The 15,277-nt window shown below is 71.4% G+C and carries 13 protein-coding genes; 5 read left to right on the forward strand and 8 right to left on the reverse strand.

The features are described 5' to 3' along the window. Window positions 1-148: 148 nt before the first annotated feature. Genes ACFYX3_RS22040 through ACFYX3_RS22060 form a run of 5 tightly spaced genes read right to left on the reverse strand, consistent with a single transcriptional unit; the run spans window position 149 to window position 5,512 of the window. Window positions 149-1,123, reverse strand: a complete 975-nt coding sequence (locus ACFYX3_RS22040; protein WP_389015837.1) for an ABC transporter substrate-binding protein — start codon at window positions 1,121-1,123, stop codon at window positions 149-151. 35 nt (window positions 1,124-1,158) lie between these two features. Continuing rightward, window positions 1,159-1,947, reverse strand: coding sequence for an amino acid ABC transporter ATP-binding protein (locus tag ACFYX3_RS22045; RefSeq protein WP_376594420.1), 789 nt, complete (start codon window positions 1,945-1,947; stop codon window positions 1,159-1,161). After that, window positions 1,944-2,828, reverse strand: coding sequence for an amino acid ABC transporter permease (locus ACFYX3_RS22050; RefSeq protein WP_389015841.1), 885 nt, complete (start codon window positions 2,826-2,828; stop codon window positions 1,944-1,946). The genes ACFYX3_RS22045 and ACFYX3_RS22050 overlap by 4 nt, the downstream gene beginning before the upstream one ends. 33 nt (window positions 2,829-2,861) lie before the next feature. Beyond that, the gene (locus ACFYX3_RS22055) at window positions 2,862-4,667 is read right to left on the reverse strand and encodes an FAD/NAD(P)-binding protein (protein WP_389015844.1); all 1,806 of its coding nucleotides are present in this window, start codon (window positions 4,665-4,667) and stop codon (window positions 2,862-2,864) included. After that, window positions 4,664-5,512 (reverse strand): amino acid ABC transporter permease, encoded by an 849-nt coding sequence (locus ACFYX3_RS22060; RefSeq protein ID WP_382660457.1) that lies wholly within the window; start codon window positions 5,510-5,512, stop codon window positions 4,664-4,666. The genes ACFYX3_RS22055 and ACFYX3_RS22060 overlap by 4 nt, the downstream gene beginning before the upstream one ends. Window positions 5,513-5,946: 434 nt before the next feature. Here ACFYX3_RS22060 and ACFYX3_RS22065 point away from each other — a divergent pair, with 434 nt between their 5' ends. Both ACFYX3_RS22065 and ACFYX3_RS22070 read left to right on the forward strand, forming a co-directional pair. Continuing rightward, window positions 5,947-6,426, forward strand: a complete 480-nt coding sequence (locus ACFYX3_RS22065) for a GNAT family N-acetyltransferase (RefSeq protein ID WP_359511236.1) — start codon at window positions 5,947-5,949, stop codon at window positions 6,424-6,426. After that, a complete protein-coding gene (locus ACFYX3_RS22070; RefSeq protein WP_389015849.1) occupies window positions 6,423-7,400 on the forward strand; it encodes an ABC transporter substrate-binding protein in 978 nt (325 codons plus the stop codon). The genes ACFYX3_RS22065 and ACFYX3_RS22070 overlap by 4 nt, the downstream gene beginning before the upstream one ends. A 58-nt stretch (window positions 7,401-7,458) precedes the next feature. On the opposite strand, the gene ACFYX3_RS22075 is transcribed toward ACFYX3_RS22070, so the two are convergent. Further along, the gene (locus ACFYX3_RS22075) at window positions 7,459-8,730 is read right to left on the reverse strand and encodes a DUF5685 family protein (RefSeq protein WP_389015852.1); all 1,272 of its coding nucleotides are present in this window, start codon (window positions 8,728-8,730) and stop codon (window positions 7,459-7,461) included. A 322-nt stretch (window positions 8,731-9,052) separates the two neighbouring features. Between ACFYX3_RS22075 and ACFYX3_RS22080 the strand changes: the two genes are divergently transcribed. After that, the gene (locus ACFYX3_RS22080; protein ID WP_015032577.1) at window positions 9,053-9,487 is read left to right on the forward strand and encodes a cell division protein SepF; all 435 of its coding nucleotides are present in this window, start codon (window positions 9,053-9,055) and stop codon (window positions 9,485-9,487) included. Window positions 9,488-9,530: 43 nt separating this feature from the next. Here the strand turns inward: ACFYX3_RS22080 and ACFYX3_RS22085 are convergent, their stop codons facing one another. Next, window positions 9,531-11,498 (reverse strand): MFS transporter, encoded by a 1,968-nt coding sequence (locus ACFYX3_RS22085; protein WP_389015855.1) that lies wholly within the window; start codon window positions 11,496-11,498, stop codon window positions 9,531-9,533. A 406-nt stretch (window positions 11,499-11,904) separates the two neighbouring features. On the opposite strand from ACFYX3_RS22085, the gene ACFYX3_RS22090 reads away from it, so the two are divergent. Beyond that, window positions 11,905-12,774 (forward strand): phosphatase PAP2 family protein, encoded by an 870-nt coding sequence (locus ACFYX3_RS22090; RefSeq protein WP_389015858.1) that lies wholly within the window; start codon window positions 11,905-11,907, stop codon window positions 12,772-12,774. A 62-nt stretch (window positions 12,775-12,836) separates the two neighbouring features. Here the strand turns inward: ACFYX3_RS22090 and ACFYX3_RS22095 are convergent, their stop codons facing one another. Further along, window positions 12,837-13,052: an I78 family peptidase inhibitor gene (locus ACFYX3_RS22095; protein ID WP_116161772.1), complete on the reverse strand. Its 216-nt coding sequence runs from the start codon at window positions 13,050-13,052 to the stop codon at window positions 12,837-12,839. A 308-nt stretch (window positions 13,053-13,360) separates the two neighbouring features. On the opposite strand from ACFYX3_RS22095, the gene ctaD reads away from it, so the two are divergent. Then, window positions 13,361-15,037 (forward strand): cytochrome c oxidase subunit I, encoded by a 1,677-nt coding sequence (ctaD, locus tag ACFYX3_RS22100; protein ID WP_389015862.1) that lies wholly within the window; start codon window positions 13,361-13,363, stop codon window positions 15,035-15,037. The last annotated feature ends 240 nt before the right edge of the window (window positions 15,038-15,277 follow it).

The raw sequence follows: 15,277 nt of genomic DNA on the forward strand, positions 1-15,277 counted from the left end.
CGGAAGACGACAACGGCGGGAGGGCCGGGGCGGGGGAGGTGGTGCCCGGACGTAGAAGCGTCTTGAACTCGCGCGAAGCGCGGTGAGACGCGGTCCGGACCCCGCCTCCTCCACGGAGGCCCCGGCCCCGGCGGACCCGGCCCGGGGGTCAGTTCTTGGTGCGGGGCAGGCCGGGCGGGTTGATCTCCGACTTCTGCACGGCCTCGTTGCTCAGCCCCCACCGCTTGAGGACCTGCGCGTAGGTGCCGTTCTCGACGATGTGGTCGATCGCGGCCGCGTACGCGGAGACGAGGCCGCTGCCCTTCTTCGTGGTGGCCGCGATCTTGCCCTGGAGTCCCGCGCCCGCCCCGGAGAACTTGCCGACGGACTCGGTCTGGCCGGCGGAGGCCACGTGGTAGGCGACGGTGGGGTTGGGCCCGAGGTAGCCGTCGATCCGACCGGACTGGAGCGCGAGGTAGTAGTCGGTCGTGTTGTCGTAGTACTTGATGTCGACGCCCTTGCGGCCGGCCTTCTCGTTCTGCCGGGACCAGTCGACGAGGATCTTCTCCTGGTTGGTGCCGCTGCCGACGGCGATCCGCTTGCCGGACACGTCCTCGGGGCCCTTCACCGTCCAGCCGGACCCCTTCTTCGCCTCGAAGGCGAGGTCGTCGAGCCGGTAGGTCGCGAAGTCGTACTTGTCCTTGCGCTCCTCGGTGACGGTCACGTTGGAGAAGACGCCGTCGTACTTGCCGCTGTCCAGGCCGACGAAGAGGTTCTCCCAGGAGACCGGGTCGAACTCGGGCTTCAGACCGAGGGTGTCGGCGACGAGGGTGGCGAGGTCGAGCTCGACGCCGATCAGCGTCGTGTCGTCGGTGGCGCGGAAGGCGAGCGGCGGGTTGCTCTTGGCGGAGACGCCGAGGATCAGGGTGCCTCTCTTGCGGACGGCCTCGGGCAGCTTGCCGGCGATCGCGTCGACCTTGGCGGTGTGGACGCGGTTCTGGTTCGGGCCGACGTTGATGCCGGTGTTCTTCTGCCCCTCGGGCTTGATCTCGCCGACGGCGGCGTCGCCCGAGCCGCAGGCGGTGAGGACCCCGAGGGCGGTGAGCGAGGCGAGGGCGGTGAGGAGGGTGCGACGGGTCTGCATGGCAGTGACTCCTGTTGTACGAGAGAAAGGAAGGGTCAGAGGACCTTGGAGAGAAAGGCCCGGGTCCGCTCGTGGCGCGGGTTGTCGAGCACCTCGGCCGGCGAGCCCTGCTCGACGATCCGGCCCTCGTCCATGAAGACCACGGTGTCGGCGACCTCACGGGCGAAGCCGATCTCGTGGGTGACGACGATCATGGTGGTGCCGGAGGCGGCCAGGTCCTTGATGACGTCGAGGACCTCGCCGACGAGTTCGGGGTCGAGCGCGGAGGTCGGCTCGTCGAAGAGGAGCAGGCTCGGTTCGAGGGCGAGCGCGCGGGCGATGGCGACGCGCTGCTGCTGTCCGCCGGAGAGCTGCTTGGGGTAGGCCTCGGCCTTGTCGGCGAGTCCGACGCGTTCGAGCAGCGCGCGGGCCGTGGCCTCGGCGTCCTTGCGGGGGCGCTTCAGGGCCGAGACGGGCGCCTCGACGATGTTCTCCAGGACGGTGAGGTGCGGGAAGAGGTGGAAGTTCTGGAAGACGAAGCCGATCCGGGTGCGCTGTTTGAGGATCTCGCGCTCGCGCAGCTCGTAGAGCTTGTTCCCGGAGCGGCGGTAGCCGACGAGGACACCGTCGACGCCGACCGTGCCGCTGTCGACCTTCTCCAGGTGGTTGATGGTCCGCAGCAGGGTGGACTTGCCGGAGCCCGAGGGGCCGAGGACGACGGTGACCTCGCCCGCCCGGACGTCGAGGTCGATGCCGCGCAGGACGTGGAGGGCACCGAAGCGCTTGTGGACGGAGCGGATCTCGACCTTGGCGGTGGCATCGACGGAAGCGGTGACGGAGCTCATCGGGTGCTCCCCTTCGCATAGTGGCGTTCGACGTAGTGCTGGACGACGGAGAGCGCGGTGGTGAGCAGGACGTACCAGGCGGTGGCGACCATCAGGAGCGGGACGACGCGTCCGTTGCGCCCGTAGACGACCTGGACCTGGTAGAAGAGTTCGCCGATCGCCATAACGGAGACGATCGAGGTGCCCTTGAAGAGCGAGATGATCTCGTTGGCGGCGTTGGGCAGGATCGAGCGCATCGCCTGCGGCAGCACGATCCGCCGCACCTGCCGGAGCCTGGGGATGCCGAGGGAGGCGGCGGCCTCCAACTGGCCCTCGTCCACGGCGAGTACGCCGCCCCGGACGATCTCCGCCGCGTAGGCCGCCTGGTGCAGGGCGAGCCCGAGGACGGCGGCGCTCATCTCGCCGACGAGGCCCATGGTGTCGAAGGAGAGGAAGCTCGGCCCGAACGGGATCCCGATGCTCAGTTCCTTGTAGAGGTAGGCCAGGTTGAACCAGAAGAGCAGCTGGACGATGAGCGGGATGGAGCGGAAGGCCCAGATGTAGCCGAAGGCGACCGACCGCAGGAACGGGCTGGCGGACAGCCGCATGAAGGCGAGCACGATGCCGATCGCGAAGCCGAGCGCGGTGCCGTAGAAGGTGAGCTGGAGGGTGACCCAGACGGCCCGCAGGATCGTCTCGGTGGTGAAGAAGGCGGCGAAGACGTCCCATTCCCAGCCGGGGTTGGTGGCGAGGCCGTGGGCGAACTGGACGAGCAGGACGGCGGTGACGGCGACGGCCACCCAGCGCCAGGGGTGGCGCACCGGCACGACGACGAGTCCGCCGGAGGCCGGCGGCGTGGTGACGGGTTCCTTCGTGACGGGCGGATCGCTGGTGAGAGACATGGCGGTTCCTCGGAGACGGTCGGGCAGCGGGTTTCAGGCGCTCAGCGGGGCGGGGCGCCGACACACCCGGTCCCGCAGGAGGGCCAGGGCGGCCCGCGCTGTGGCGTCGTTCTGCCGGAATCCGGCCCCGCCGGTACGGGGCCGGGTGAAGCCCGCCCCGGTGCGGGCGGTGGTGTGCGGGCCGAGGGCGAAGCGGCGCGGGTGCGGGCGCCCGTCGTGGTCCAGGAGGCGCCCGTCGCCGGGGTCGACGACGAGGAGGCCGCCGGGGGTGACCCTGGCCCCCTCCTCGTACAGGGCGCGGAGCAGCGGGCTGGCGGTGTGCTCCGGGACGGGTTCGGGGATGCGGGCCTCGACGAGGGCGCGGGCCTCGGTCCACTCCCCCGGCAGGGCGGCGGACGCGGCCCGGAAGAGGCCGTGTTCCTCGTCGGTCTCGACGGTGACCTGCGGGCCGAGGAAGCGGACGACGCCGGCGCGGGAGAGCGCGAGGAGCTGCCGGAGCCGGGGTCCGGGCGGCCCGGAGGCGAGGTAGCTGAAGAAGCCGTGCCACCAGCCGTCGGGGTCGACGCGGCGGCCGAGGCGCAGGAGCTGGCCGTAGACGGAGAGCAGGCCGGCGAAGACGGCGGCATCGGGGCTGTGGGCGGGGTCGTGGCGGCGGGTCAGATCGTCGGTGACGTAGCCGCGCAGGCCGTGCTGGAGGGCTTCGGCGGAGTCGTAGCGGATGCCGTCCAGGGGGTGGTCGAGGGCGTCGAGGTCGAGCCGGTCGGCGGGGTCGGGGACGGCGGCGGCGACGACCGCGGCGAGTTCGGCCCCGCGCGGCGGTGCCTCCTCGTAGGCCTTCTCGAAGTCGCTCCAGTCGAGCGAGGTCCGCTCGGGGTGGGTGGAGAAGAGCCGGTGGTAGTGGGCCCAGCCGAGTTCCTTGTCGATGAGCGGCCAGACGTCGCGCCGGAAGTCGAGCGTCCCGGTGCGCCGGAGCAGGGCGTCGGTCTGGTCGGGGCCGAAGAAGCGGGGTAGCGGGGGCCGTTCGCCGTCGAGGACGTAGCCGATCTTCGAGTGGTACGGGACGCCCCGGCGCGATCCGACGTGCAGCACCGGTTCCTTGCCGGAGGGGACGTAGACGAGCTCGTCGCCCTCGCCCTCGTACCGTCCGCCGCGGCCCTCGGTGAGCAGCACCATCAGGTCGACGAAGGCGAGGCCGAAGCCGCGGACGAGGACGGGTTCGCCGGCGGGGAGGGCGGAGAGGTCGGCGTCGGCGGTGAAGTCGGGCGGGAGGTGGACGAGCCCGTGGCGGTCGGCGAAGCCGGCGAGCCGCCGCTGCTCCGGGTCGGGTTCGGCGCCGACGTGGCCGACGGTGAGGACGACGAGGTCGGCGAGGAGGGGGGCGGAGGCGCCTTCGAGCCGGACCCGCTGGCGTCCGTCGCGGGGCCCGCTGATCCGCAGGGCGGTGGTGCGGTGCTCGTGGACGGTTACGGAGGCGGGCAGGGCGTCGCGGGCCCGCTCGTACACCCAGCGGAGATAGGCGCCCTGCTGGGGGCGGGTGGGGAAGGTGCGCCCTTCGATGCCGGCCCATTCGGCGAGGGTGGGGCCGGGGCGGACGGGTCCTTCGAGGTCGACGGTCTCGTCGGTGAACATCGTGACGTCCTCGGCCTGGGAGTTCATCCAGAGCAGCGGGGACTGTTCGGTGCGCCAGATCCGGCCGGGTCCCGGCGGGTGCGGGTCGACGAGGTGGACGTCGAGGGGCTCGTCGCCGTACAGCTCGGGCAGGTTGGCGGCGAGCCGCTCCAGGAAGCCGGTCCCCCGCGGCCCGGCGCCCACGACCACGATCGACGGACGCGGGCTCATCGGGCACCGGCCGTTCCGCGGGCGTAGTGCCGCTCGACGTAGTACTGGCCGATGCCGAGGATCGAGGTGACGGCGACGTACCAGAGCGTGGCGACGAGCAGCAGCGGGATGATCTCGTACGTGCGGTGGTAGACGAGCTGGGTCGAGTAGAGCAGGTCCTGGACGGCGATGACGGAGACGATGGAGGTGCCCTTGAGGGTGCCGATCAGCATGTTTCCGGCGGGCGGGACGATCGCGCGCATGGCCTGCGGCAGCACGATCCGGGTGAGCCGGCGCCGGCGGCCGAGGCCGAGGGACTGGGCGGCCTCGATCTGGCCCCGGTCGACGGAGAGGATGCCGCCGCGGACGACCTCGGCGGCGTAGGCGGCCTCGTGCAGAGTGAGGCCGATGACGGCGACGGCGACGGGGCCGAGGAGGTTGACCGTGTTCACCCCGAGGATCTGCGGGTAGAGCACGCCGATGTTGAACCAGAAGAGCAGCTGGACCAGGATCGGGGTGGACCTGAAGAACCAGACGTAGCCCCAGCTGACCGCGCGGAGCACGGGGTTGGCGGAGAGCCTGAGGACGGCGAGCAGGGTGCCCAGGACGAAGCCGAGGGCCATGACGAGGGCGGTCAGCCACAGGGTGAGGCCGAGGCCGCGCAGGACGGACGCGGAGGTGAAGTACTCGGCGACGACGTCCCACTGGAAGGCCTTGTTGCGGACGACCGAGACGAGGGCGAGCGCGAGCAGGGCGAGGACGGCGGCGGCCGCGGTCCACTGGCCGGTGCGGCGGGCGGGGACGACGCGCGGGGGCGGTTCGGCCGGCGGGGCCGTGGAAGGGCTTTTGACGAGGGTCGCGGACATGCGAGGGCTCCGTGGATGCCAGAGGGCGGATCGAACACGGGATGCGCCTTCACACGCGCTGAGCCGCGGATCCGGGCCCCTCAGCCCGATCCGCCCTTCGAGGCTATGCGGTCAACACGGCCTGCTGTCAAGGGTGTCCGCACTGTGAGCCGTACGTCTCATCGCGGTTGACGCGGGACCGGATGCCTGTTCAACTGTGGCCATGCATCCGCAGCAGCTGGTCACGCGCTCCCACATCGACTTCGGTCGCGTGTGGTCCTCTTCCTGTTGAGCCGACCCTCTGCTTCTCCCCGCCCGCGTGCTGTTTTCCGCGGCGTCTTCACACCCTGCTGCCGTGGCGCCTCCACACCCGGGCCCCACGTGAGCGCCTGAGCTCTCCCCTCCCCTCGCGCACTTCTCTTCTCCTTCGCCCTCCTTCGCCCTGAAGGACCGTCATGACCTTCGCGTTGTCCGTGCACCGGACCACGACCACCGATCCCCTGGCCCGCCCGCTCCTCGACGAGCTGGCGTACGAGTACACGACCCGGTACGGCTCCGCGCACGATCTGAGCCGTTACCCGGCGGCGGAGTTCGCCCCTCCGCACGGTGCCTTCCTGCTCCTCCTGGAGCAGGGCCGGCCCGTCGCGGGCGGCGCGTACCGCCGCTACGACGACGACACCGCCGAGCTGAAGAGGATCTGGACGCACTCGGCGCACCGCAGACGCGGTCTCGCCCGCCGGGTCCTCACCGTGCTCGAACGGGAGGCCGCCGCCCGCGGCTACTCCCGCGTCTACCTCACGACGGGGCCGCGTCAGCCCGAGGCCAAGGGCCTCTACCTGGCGAGCGGCTACCGCCCGCTCTTCGACGTGTCCGCCGATCCCGAGTCGATCGGCCCGCTGCCGTTCGAGAAATTCCTGGAGAACCCGAAGCCATGAGTACGCGCACGAGTTCCGGCACCGCACGCACCACCCTCGTCTTCGCCCTGATCACCGCGGCCGCGCTCGGCCTCACCGCCTGCTCGGGCGGCGAGCCCGCGACCGCCCCGGCCGGGGCCACGGGAGCACAGGGTGCCGCGAAGGGCGCGCTCCCGACCGAGGACGTGGTCTCCGCGGTGAAGAAGAACGAGGCGGCGGTGAAGCTGCTCCCCGCCGATGTGCGGCAGCGCGGAAGCCTGACGCTCGCCTCCTCGGTGGCGACGCCGCCCAGCTCGGCCTACCTGCCGGACGGCAGGACCGTCGTCGGGGTGGACGCCGACTTCTCGGCCGCCGTGGCGAAGGCCCTCGGCCTGGAGCTGAAGCGCGAGGTGGTCGGCTTCGAGGCGATCCTGCCGGCGCTCGACAGCGGCAAGTACGACGTCGGCACCGGGAACTTCGGCGTGACCGAGGAGCGGCGCAAGACCATCGACTTCGTGACGTACATCAACGACGGGCAGGGCTTCGCCGCCCGGGCGGACAGCACCCTGAAGGCGGTCACCGACCTCACCCGGCTGTGCGGCCTGAAGGTGGCCGTGAACGCCGGTACGACCTTCGAGCGGACCCTGGAGAAGAACAAGGACCGGTGCGCGCAGGCCGGGAAGCCGGCGTACGAGGTGAACGTCTACAGCGAGGCCGGGGCGATCTGGATGTCGCTCCAGCAGGGGCGCAGCGATGTCGTGATGAACACGATCAACGGCGTGCGGTACGCGGTGACGCAGCAGAAGAACGTGAAGTTCCTGAACGAGTACCGGCGGCTCGACGTCGGCTTCGCCTTCAAGAAGGGCACCCCGCTCGCGCCGGCCTTCCAGGCGGCGGTGAACGGCCTGAAGGCCGACGGGACGTACGACCGGATCCTGAGGAAGTGGGGGGTGACCGGCTCGGGCATCGAGCGGTCGCGGATCTCCCCGCCGGAGATCCCGGCGCCGAAGAAGTAGCGGCGGCGCGCGGGACCCGACGGGAGTCCGGTTGGGGCTGCGGAATTCCGACGGTACGTCAGCAGTCGCAGCCGCAGTTGCAGTCCCCGCAGCAGCAGTCCCCTTCGCAGCAGGAGGAGCAGTTGCTGCAGCAGTCACAGCAGTCGCAGCAGTCTCCGCAATCGCACTGCTGGCAGAGCCCCTCGCGCCGCCGACGGCTCCAGGGGTCCTCGAAGGTCCCGCAGCACATCTGGCAGGTGCAGGCCATGCCGATCCAGAGGGCGCAGCCGGCTATCAGACCGCGCCGGTTCGGCGGCTCGGGCGGGAGCGGCCCGCCGGGGCCGCCCGGGCCGCCGGGGCCGGGGACGTAGGGCCCGCCCGGGCCGCCGGGTCCGCCGGGGGCGTACGGGTTGCCGGGCACCGGCCCGTTCGGGGTGGCGTACGGGTTCCCCGGCACCGGGCCGTGCGCCGCCCCCGGCGCGCCGTGCGAACAGCTGGTCGTGCCGAAGGCGCGGTCGACGGAGGTGCGCAGCTCGTGGGCGAGGAGGACGTGGGCGAGCTTGCCGTCGGCGAACTCGGCGTCCTTCAGCGCGAGACGGATGCCGCGGAGGGCGTCGTCGGCGAGCCGGCGGGCCTCCTCGCGGGAGGTGCCGGTGGCGGTGAGCGGGTTCCACGCGCCGCTCGCGGCATCGGCGGCCTGGTCCTCGACGGCGTCGAGGAGGTGGGCGAGGCGGCCGAAGAGGCGGCCGGCCTCGGCGAGCGGTTCCGCGTTCCCCGGCCGTCCCGCGAGGACGGCGGTGTGCGCGAAAGCGGCGGCGGTCGCCGTCTCGGTCGGCTCGGTGACGGCGAGCAGGGGGGTGCCGGGTCCGGCAAGGGCCTCGATGCCGGTCTGGCGGTCGACGGCGTCGACGAGGACGGCGGTGTCGAAGCCGAGGTCCCGCCCGGTCCTGGCGCCCGCCCGGTCCCAGGAGCGGGCGACGCGGCGGGCCGCGGCGGCGACGGGCCGGCGGGCCAACAGGCCGTCCCGGTCGGCGACGTGGTCCCGTACCTTCGCCGAGGCGAGGACGAGGGAGACGGCGGCGGCGAGCCTGGCGCCCTCGCCGCGGGCGACGGGGGCGGTCTTCATGGCGCGCAGGGCGCAGGGGCCCGCGGTGCGGCGGCCCGCCTCGGTGACGCCGGTCTGAGCCTCCGTCAGGACGGAGACGATGAGGCCGTCGTAGTTGGTGACGACCCGGGCGAACTGCCCGTGGTCGGCGCGGAGCGCCAGGCAGAGGCCGCAGAGGTGGGCCATCCACTCGGTCTTGAGCCCGTCGGTGAGGCGATGGGTGCAGGGTCTGACGATGCCGAACAAGGACTCCCCCGTGAGTCGTGGGCGGTGGCGGGCGGAGGTCCGCCGGGCGGCCCCGCGGCATCGTAGCGAGTGGGGACGTTCACCCGTACGCGCCCATCGTCACCCTTGTGACCCGACTTTCATATTTTCAGCTGCATGGCCCTCCATCAGGCCCCCCATACCGCAGGTTTCCTGACGAATCGCCAGGAAACGGCCCTCACGTTCTGCACCAGTACCGTCACGAATCCTCTGCGCGGCGCCTATCCACTTGGCGCGCGATCCGCATCATGGACGACGATAGGGATTGCGGAACCACAAGTGACCGCGCTGAAAGGAGGCGTCCATGGGATCGGTGCGCAAGGCGAGTGCCTGGCTGGGACTCGTCGAGGACAACGACGAGCGTTACTACGACGACGAGTACGCCGACGGTGCCGAGGGCGGCGACGCCTGGGTGACGGACCCCCGGGTCCGGGTGGCCACGGACACCGCCGAGGAGCGGGGCCGCCGGATCGCCACCGTCTCCCCGGACGGCTTCCGGGACGCCCGGGGCATCGGCGAGCTCTTCCGGGACGGGGTTCCGGTGATCGTGAACCTGACCGCGATGGAGCCGAACGACGCCAAGCGCGTCGTCGACTTCGCCGCCGGTCTCGCCTTCGGCCTGCGCGGCTCGATCGAGCGCGTGGCGACGCGGGTCTTCCTGCTGACCCCCGCCGACACCCAGATCGTCACCGGCGAGACGGGCCGACGTCAGCAGGACGGTTTCTTCAACCAGAGCTGAGCGGGTCCGCCGGCCCGGCCGGGCACCTCCCGACGCGGTCGGGTCAGTGCGCCGGACGCCCCGAGCCGGCGGGCTCGATCGCTTCCCGAGTCGCGGGCACCCGCGGCTCGACGCCCTCCGGACAACCGGACGGCTCCGGGACACCGGCCCGCTCCGAGATGCCGGGCGTCCCCGAGGAACCGGGCTGCCCCGAGACACCAGGCCGCTCCGGCGACCCGGACCGCTCCGGAAGACCGGGCACTCCCGAGACACCGGCCCACCCCGCCGACCCGGACCGCTCCGAGGGACCGGGCACTCCCGAGACACCGGTCCGCTCCGACGGATCGGCGGGCGCCGCTTCCGGCGCCCCCGCCGCCCCGAGTACGGCCCCGGCCCCGGCCGGCTCCGCGCCCCGGTCCAGGCCCTCCGGGCCCCCTGCGGCCGCACGCACCCCCTCGGCCTCCCTGGCGTCGAAGGCCTCTTCCGGGTCCACCGGGCATTCCATGACCCGCGGCAACCGCTGGGCCATCAGCGCGCCGACGAGCAGCAGGCCGGCGCTCACGAAGAGCGTGACGTGCAGACCGTTCACGAAGGAGTGCCGCGCGGCCTGGTGCAGGGCCACACCTGCCGTGCCGCCGAGCTGATCGGCGACCTTGTACGCCTCGCCGAGCGAGTTCGCGGCGGCCCTGCTCGCCTCCGCGGGCACTCCGGGCACCGAGGCGAGCCCGGGGGCGTACGCCGCGTTCATCACACTGCCGAGCAGCGCGATGCCCATGCCCGCGCCGAGCTGGTACGAGGTCTCGCCGATCGCCGCCGCGCCGCCCGCGCTCCCCTGCGGCGCCTCGCTGAGCATCGACTCGTACGCCGAGAAGAGCGTGGTCTGCAGGCCGAAGCCGAGCAGCACGAAGCCCACCGTGAGCAGCGCCGGCCGATCGTGCTGCCCCATGAACGTGAGCAGCAGCACCGCGGCGGCGGTGAGCAGGAAGCCCCAGCCGACCATCCGGCGCGGCCCGATCCTGCGCAGGGTGTACGAGCCGGTCGCGCCGGCGGCCATGGCGGCGAAGGTCAGCGGGAGGAGCCGGAGCCCGGTCTCCAGGGGGCTGAGGCCGAGGACCAGCTGGAGGTACTGGATGGCGATGAGCTCCAGGCCGACCAGGGCCAGCATGCCGATGACGATGCAGCCGACCGAGGTGGTGAAGGCCGCCCGGGAGAAGAGCCGCAGGTCGATCAGCGGGTGCGGGCGCCGCTTCTGCCTCCGCACGAAGAGGACGAGGAGCGTGGCGCCGAGCAGCAGCGGCCCGGCGGTCTCCAGGGTGAGCAGCGGGTCGCCGGCCCCGGCACGCTTGACGCCGAGGACGCAGCCGAGCACTCCGGCCGCGGCCATGAGCGCGCCGAGCACGTCCCAGGGGCCGTCGGCGGCGCCCCGGGACTCGGGGAGGAGCCGTCGGCCGAGCGGAAGGATCAGCGCCATCAGCGGGATGTTGATGAGGAAGACGGAGCCCCACCAGTAGTTCTCGACGAGGAAGCCGCCGAGCACCGGCCCGGTGGCGGCCCCGATCGCGGCGGTGGCCGTCCAGATGCCGATGGCGGTGGCGCGCTCCCTCCGGTCGGGGAAGACCGTCCGGAGGATGGAGAGCGTGGCCGGCATGATCATCGCGCCGCCGACGCCGAGCAGCGCGCGGGCCCCGATGAGGACGGAGGGCTCGGTGGCGAGCGCGGCGACCGCCGAGGCGATCCCGAAGAGCGCGTAGCCGAGGAGGAGCACTCTCCGTCTGCCGACCCGGTCGCCGAGGGTGCCGAAGAGGATCAGCAGCGACGCGCAGACCAGGGGGTAGGCGTCGACGATCCAGAGCAGCGCGGTGGAACTGGGGCGCAGGTCCTCGGTCAGCGAGGGGACGGCGACGTGAAGGATGGTCGCGTCGAGGGCGACCAGGAGAAGACTGACGCAGAGGACGACGAGGACGACCCAGCGGTTGGCGCCGCCGCCGACGGGGGAACGCGGTCGTTCTTGGGCCGTGTTCGTCCGCGACATGTACGTACCTCCCAGTGAAGCTCTCGCGCTCGGTGGGCTGTGACCAGGGCTTATGCCCCGGGGGCGGCCCGGCATCGACGGGCGAGTGAGCCGTCAGCGTACGCGAGTTCAAGGCCCGAGCGCGTGGTGCAGCTCTCACCTCGGCGGGGCTCGTGGTGTGGCGTACGCCACTCGACGGGGGCCGTGCGTCGCATGGAATTCCGCACGGACGTCTGTTTGAGGAAATTCCCGCACACTCAAACAAGCTTCCGGAATCACCCCGTCCGACATTAGTGCCGAAGGTCATCTGATTTCCCGACCGGTGCCCGGAATGGACCGGTCGCTGAGACCTACTCCACATCACATGGTCATCACGAAGGGAGCGGAACGACCGGGTCTGCTTCTCACTCCCTGTAACGTCGATTGGGTGCGTACCGACATCTTTGCCCGGCTGGACCGGGAGCCGGAACCGCCGAAGATAGAGGTCCCGCGGATGACCCGCACGCGTCTCGCCCTCTTCGGCGGGACGTCGGCGTTCTATCTCGCCATCGTCGTGGCCGTCCTGCTGTCGACGGGACTGGTGACCCTCGACTGGAAGATCATGCTCTTCCGGCCGTACCAGCAGTGGCCCGAGATCCACGGCTTCCTCGACTACTACGTCGTCCTCGGCCAGCGCGGCCCGACGGCCGTCATGGTGGCCGCCTGGCTGGGCTGGCGCTCCTGGCGCCAGCACACCCTGCGGCCCCTGCTGTGCCTCGGCGCCGCACTTCTGCTGCTCAACGTCTCGGTGGGTGCGGTCAAGATCGGGCTCGGCCGCCTCGGGCCCCACTACGCGACCCAGATCGGCTCCCCCGAGCTCTTCGGGGGCGGCGACATATTCCCCTCGGGGCACACCGCCAACGCGGTCGTGACCTGGGGCATCCTCGCCTACCTGGCGACCACCCCGAGAGCCCGGCGCTATCTGTCGGCCCTCTCCGCGGTGGTCGCTCTCGGCGTCGGCCTCACCACCGTCTACCTGGGCACGCACTGGCTGAGCGACGTGCTGCTCGGCTGGGCCGCCGGGCTGCTCGTCCTGCTCGCGCTGCCCTGGTGCGAGCCGGTCCTGGCCGTCTCCGAGGCCTGGATCCTCGCCGCGCGCGACCGGGTCAGGGAGCGGCTGCGGGACCGTCGCCGGCTCGTGCCCTCGCTGCCCGTGGCCTCGGGAGGTCCGCGCCCGGTCCGCGAGCCCGTACGCGAGCCCGTACGGGAGCCCGTGGGGGTGGCCGGCGGGCGGCGCGCCCCGGCGACCCGCGGCTGACACGCAGCGCAGAAGGGCCCCGGCCGGTACGGCCGGGGCCCTTTCGCGTGCGGTCCGGCCCCTCAGCCGAGCCAGCAGCGGGTGACGGTGCCGTCCTCGACCTCGAAGTTGATGCGACCGGACAGGTACTCCATGGTGATGATCGAGCCGGGCGGCAGGCACCGGACGACGCTCCAGCCACGGGTCCTGGCGAGCTGCTCGGCCCCCTCGGCGGCCAGGCCCACATAGGACTCGGGAGCGTCGCGGGGCGGTTCGGGAGTGCGCGAAGTGGGTGACATGAACCTCACGTTAGTCCCTCCGCGGTCACGCTTGTGTCACAAGTTCTCGACATATGTTTGACCTGTCCGACCGTCAGTCGCGGGCCCGGTATCCGGCCGTTTCTCCAGTAATTGAGAAGGCCTCCCATCCGTTCACACGAAGTCCGCAGAAGCGCCGCGAAGGCCCGTTCAATTCCCTTCTTCCGGCGCCCCGTCCCGAATTGCGTCGGCGACGCGCACGCGAGCCACGCACTCTTCCCTTACAGAATGCTTACGCTGTCCGAACGCCCGGAGACGCGGAGCCGGGACGACGGCGAGGCGGAGGCAGGATGAGCAACGGGACAGCGACCGCGGCCGCCGAATCGGCCCGGCAACGGCACGGCCGCATCCTGATCGACTGGCTCACCACCACCGACCACAAGAAGATCGGCCACCTGTATCTGGCCACCTCGTTCGTCTTCTTCCTGTTCGCCGGGCTCCTGGCGATGCTGATGCGGGCCGAGCTGGCCCGCCCCGGGCTGCAGCTGATCACGAACCAGGAGTTCAACCAGGCCTTCACCCTGCACGGCACGATCATGCTGCTGCTCTTCGCCACACCGACCTTCGCCGGCTTCGCGAACGAGCTCGTGCCACTGCAGATCGGCTCCCCCGACGTCGCCTTCCCGCGGCTGAACATGTTCTCGTACTGGCTGTTCCTCTTCGGCGGCCTGATGGTGCTCGGCTCCCTCTTCACCCCCACCGGACCCGCCGCCTTCGGCTGGACCGCCTACGCCCCGCTGAACAGCCTGGAACGGATGCCGGGCGTCGGCACCGACCTGTGGATCATGGGGCTCGCGCTCTCCGGCTTCGGCACGATCCTCACCTCGGTGAACTTCCTCGCCACCATCGTCGGCATGCGGGCGCCCGGCATGACCATGTTCCGGATGCCGATCTTCACCTGGAACGTCCTCTTCACCACGATCCTGGTGCTCGCCGCCTTCCCCGTCCTCGCGGCGGCGCTCCTCGTCCTGGAGGCCGACCGGCGCCTCGGCACCCTGGTCTTCCAGCCCCAGAACGGCGGCGCGCTGCTCTGGCAGCACCTCTTCTGGTTCTTCGGCCACCCCGAGGTCTACATCATCGCGCTGCCGTTCTTCGGGATCGTCAGCGAGATCATCCCGGTCTTCTCCCGCAAGCCGATCTTCGGCTACGTGACGCTCGTCGGCGCGACCATGGCGATCACGGGCCTGTCCGTGGTGGTCTGGGCACACCACATGTTCGCGACCGGCGCGGTGCTGCTCCCCTTCTTCTCGATGCTCTCGTTCCTCATCGCGGTGCCCACCGGAGTGAAGTTCTTCAACTGGACCGGGACGATGCTGCGCGGCTCGCTGTCCTTCGAGACCCCGATGCTCTGGTCCGTCGGCTTCCTGGTGTCCTTCCTCTTCGGCGGGCTCACCGGCGTCATCCTCGCCTCGCCGCCGATGGACTTCCAGGTCACCGACTCGTACTTCGTCGTCGCCCACTTCCACTACACGGTCTTCGGCACCGTCGTCTTCGCGACCTTCGCGGGCTTCCACTTCTGGTGGCCCAAGTTCACCGGCCGGATGCTCGACGAGCGGCTCGGGAAGATCCACTTCTGGACCCTCTTCATCGGCTTCCACCTGACGTTCCTCGTCCAGCACTGGCTCGGCGCGGAGGGCATGCCCCGCCGGTACGCCGACTACCTGGAGGCCGACGGCTTCACCGCGCTCAACACGGTGTCCACCATCGGGGCCTTCCTGCTCGGCATGTCCACGCTGCCGTTCCTCTACAACGTGTGGCGGACGTGGCGGTACGGGGAGAAGGTCGAGGTCGACGACCCCTGGGGGTACGGGCGCTCCCTCGAATGGGCGACGTCGTGCCCGCCACCGCGTCACAACTTCGAGCGGGTTCCGCGGATCCGGTCGGAGGCGCCGGCGTTCGACCTCCACCACCCGGAATTCGCGGCGTACGAACGAACCCGCCTCAGGACGCCCCCCGACGCCCCCTGACACGGCGCCCGTTGTGGGCATGCGTTCCGCTGGGGCGAGGGGGTCCCCCCTGCTCGAGCGAAGCCGAGAGCTTGGGGGAGGGTGGGCACGACGGACGGCGCCCTTGCCGGCGCCAGAGGCTCCGGTGCCCTGCCCCGCACCACGAGTGACGGTCCCTGGTGGTGCGGGTCCAGGCGCGGAACGCGGAGGCGCCGCTAGGGGCGCCGTCCCGTGTGCCCACCCGTCCCGCCCTGCGGGACG

The sequence above is a fragment of the Streptomyces sp. NPDC002463 genome (genome assembly GCF_042889835.1).
In the GTDB taxonomy this organism is placed as follows: Bacteria; Actinomycetota; Actinomycetes; order Streptomycetales; family Streptomycetaceae; genus Streptomyces; species Streptomyces nymphaeiformis.

Excerpts from the sequence above, each read along its gene's own strand:
- ACFYX3_RS22040 (WP_389015837.1), bottom strand. The coding sequence starts at position 1,123 with ATGCAGACCCGTCGCACCCTCCTCACCGCCCTCGCCTCGCTCACCGCC.
- ACFYX3_RS22045 (WP_376594420.1), bottom strand. The coding sequence starts at position 1,947 with ATGAGCTCCGTCACCGCTTCCGTCGATGCCACCGCCAAGGTCGAGATC.
- ACFYX3_RS22050 (WP_389015841.1), bottom strand. The coding sequence starts at position 2,828 with ATGTCTCTCACCAGCGATCCGCCCGTCACGAAGGAACCCGTCACCACG.
- ACFYX3_RS22055 (WP_389015844.1), bottom strand. The coding sequence starts at position 4,667 with ATGAGCCCGCGTCCGTCGATCGTGGTCGTGGGCGCCGGGCCGCGGGGG.
- ACFYX3_RS22060 (WP_382660457.1), bottom strand. The coding sequence starts at position 5,512 with ATGTCCGCGACCCTCGTCAAAAGCCCTTCCACGGCCCCGCCGGCCGAA.
- ACFYX3_RS22065 (WP_359511236.1), top strand. The coding sequence starts at position 5,947 with ATGACCTTCGCGTTGTCCGTGCACCGGACCACGACCACCGATCCCCTG.
- ACFYX3_RS22070 (WP_389015849.1), top strand. The coding sequence starts at position 6,423 with ATGAGTACGCGCACGAGTTCCGGCACCGCACGCACCACCCTCGTCTTC.
- ACFYX3_RS22080 (WP_015032577.1), top strand. The coding sequence starts at position 9,053 with ATGGGATCGGTGCGCAAGGCGAGTGCCTGGCTGGGACTCGTCGAGGAC.
- ACFYX3_RS22085 (WP_389015855.1), bottom strand. The coding sequence starts at position 11,498 with ATGTCGCGGACGAACACGGCCCAAGAACGACCGCGTTCCCCCGTCGGC.
- ACFYX3_RS22095 (WP_116161772.1), bottom strand. The coding sequence starts at position 13,052 with ATGTCACCCACTTCGCGCACTCCCGAACCGCCCCGCGACGCTCCCGAG.
- ctaD (WP_389015862.1), top strand. The coding sequence starts at position 13,361 with ATGAGCAACGGGACAGCGACCGCGGCCGCCGAATCGGCCCGGCAACGG.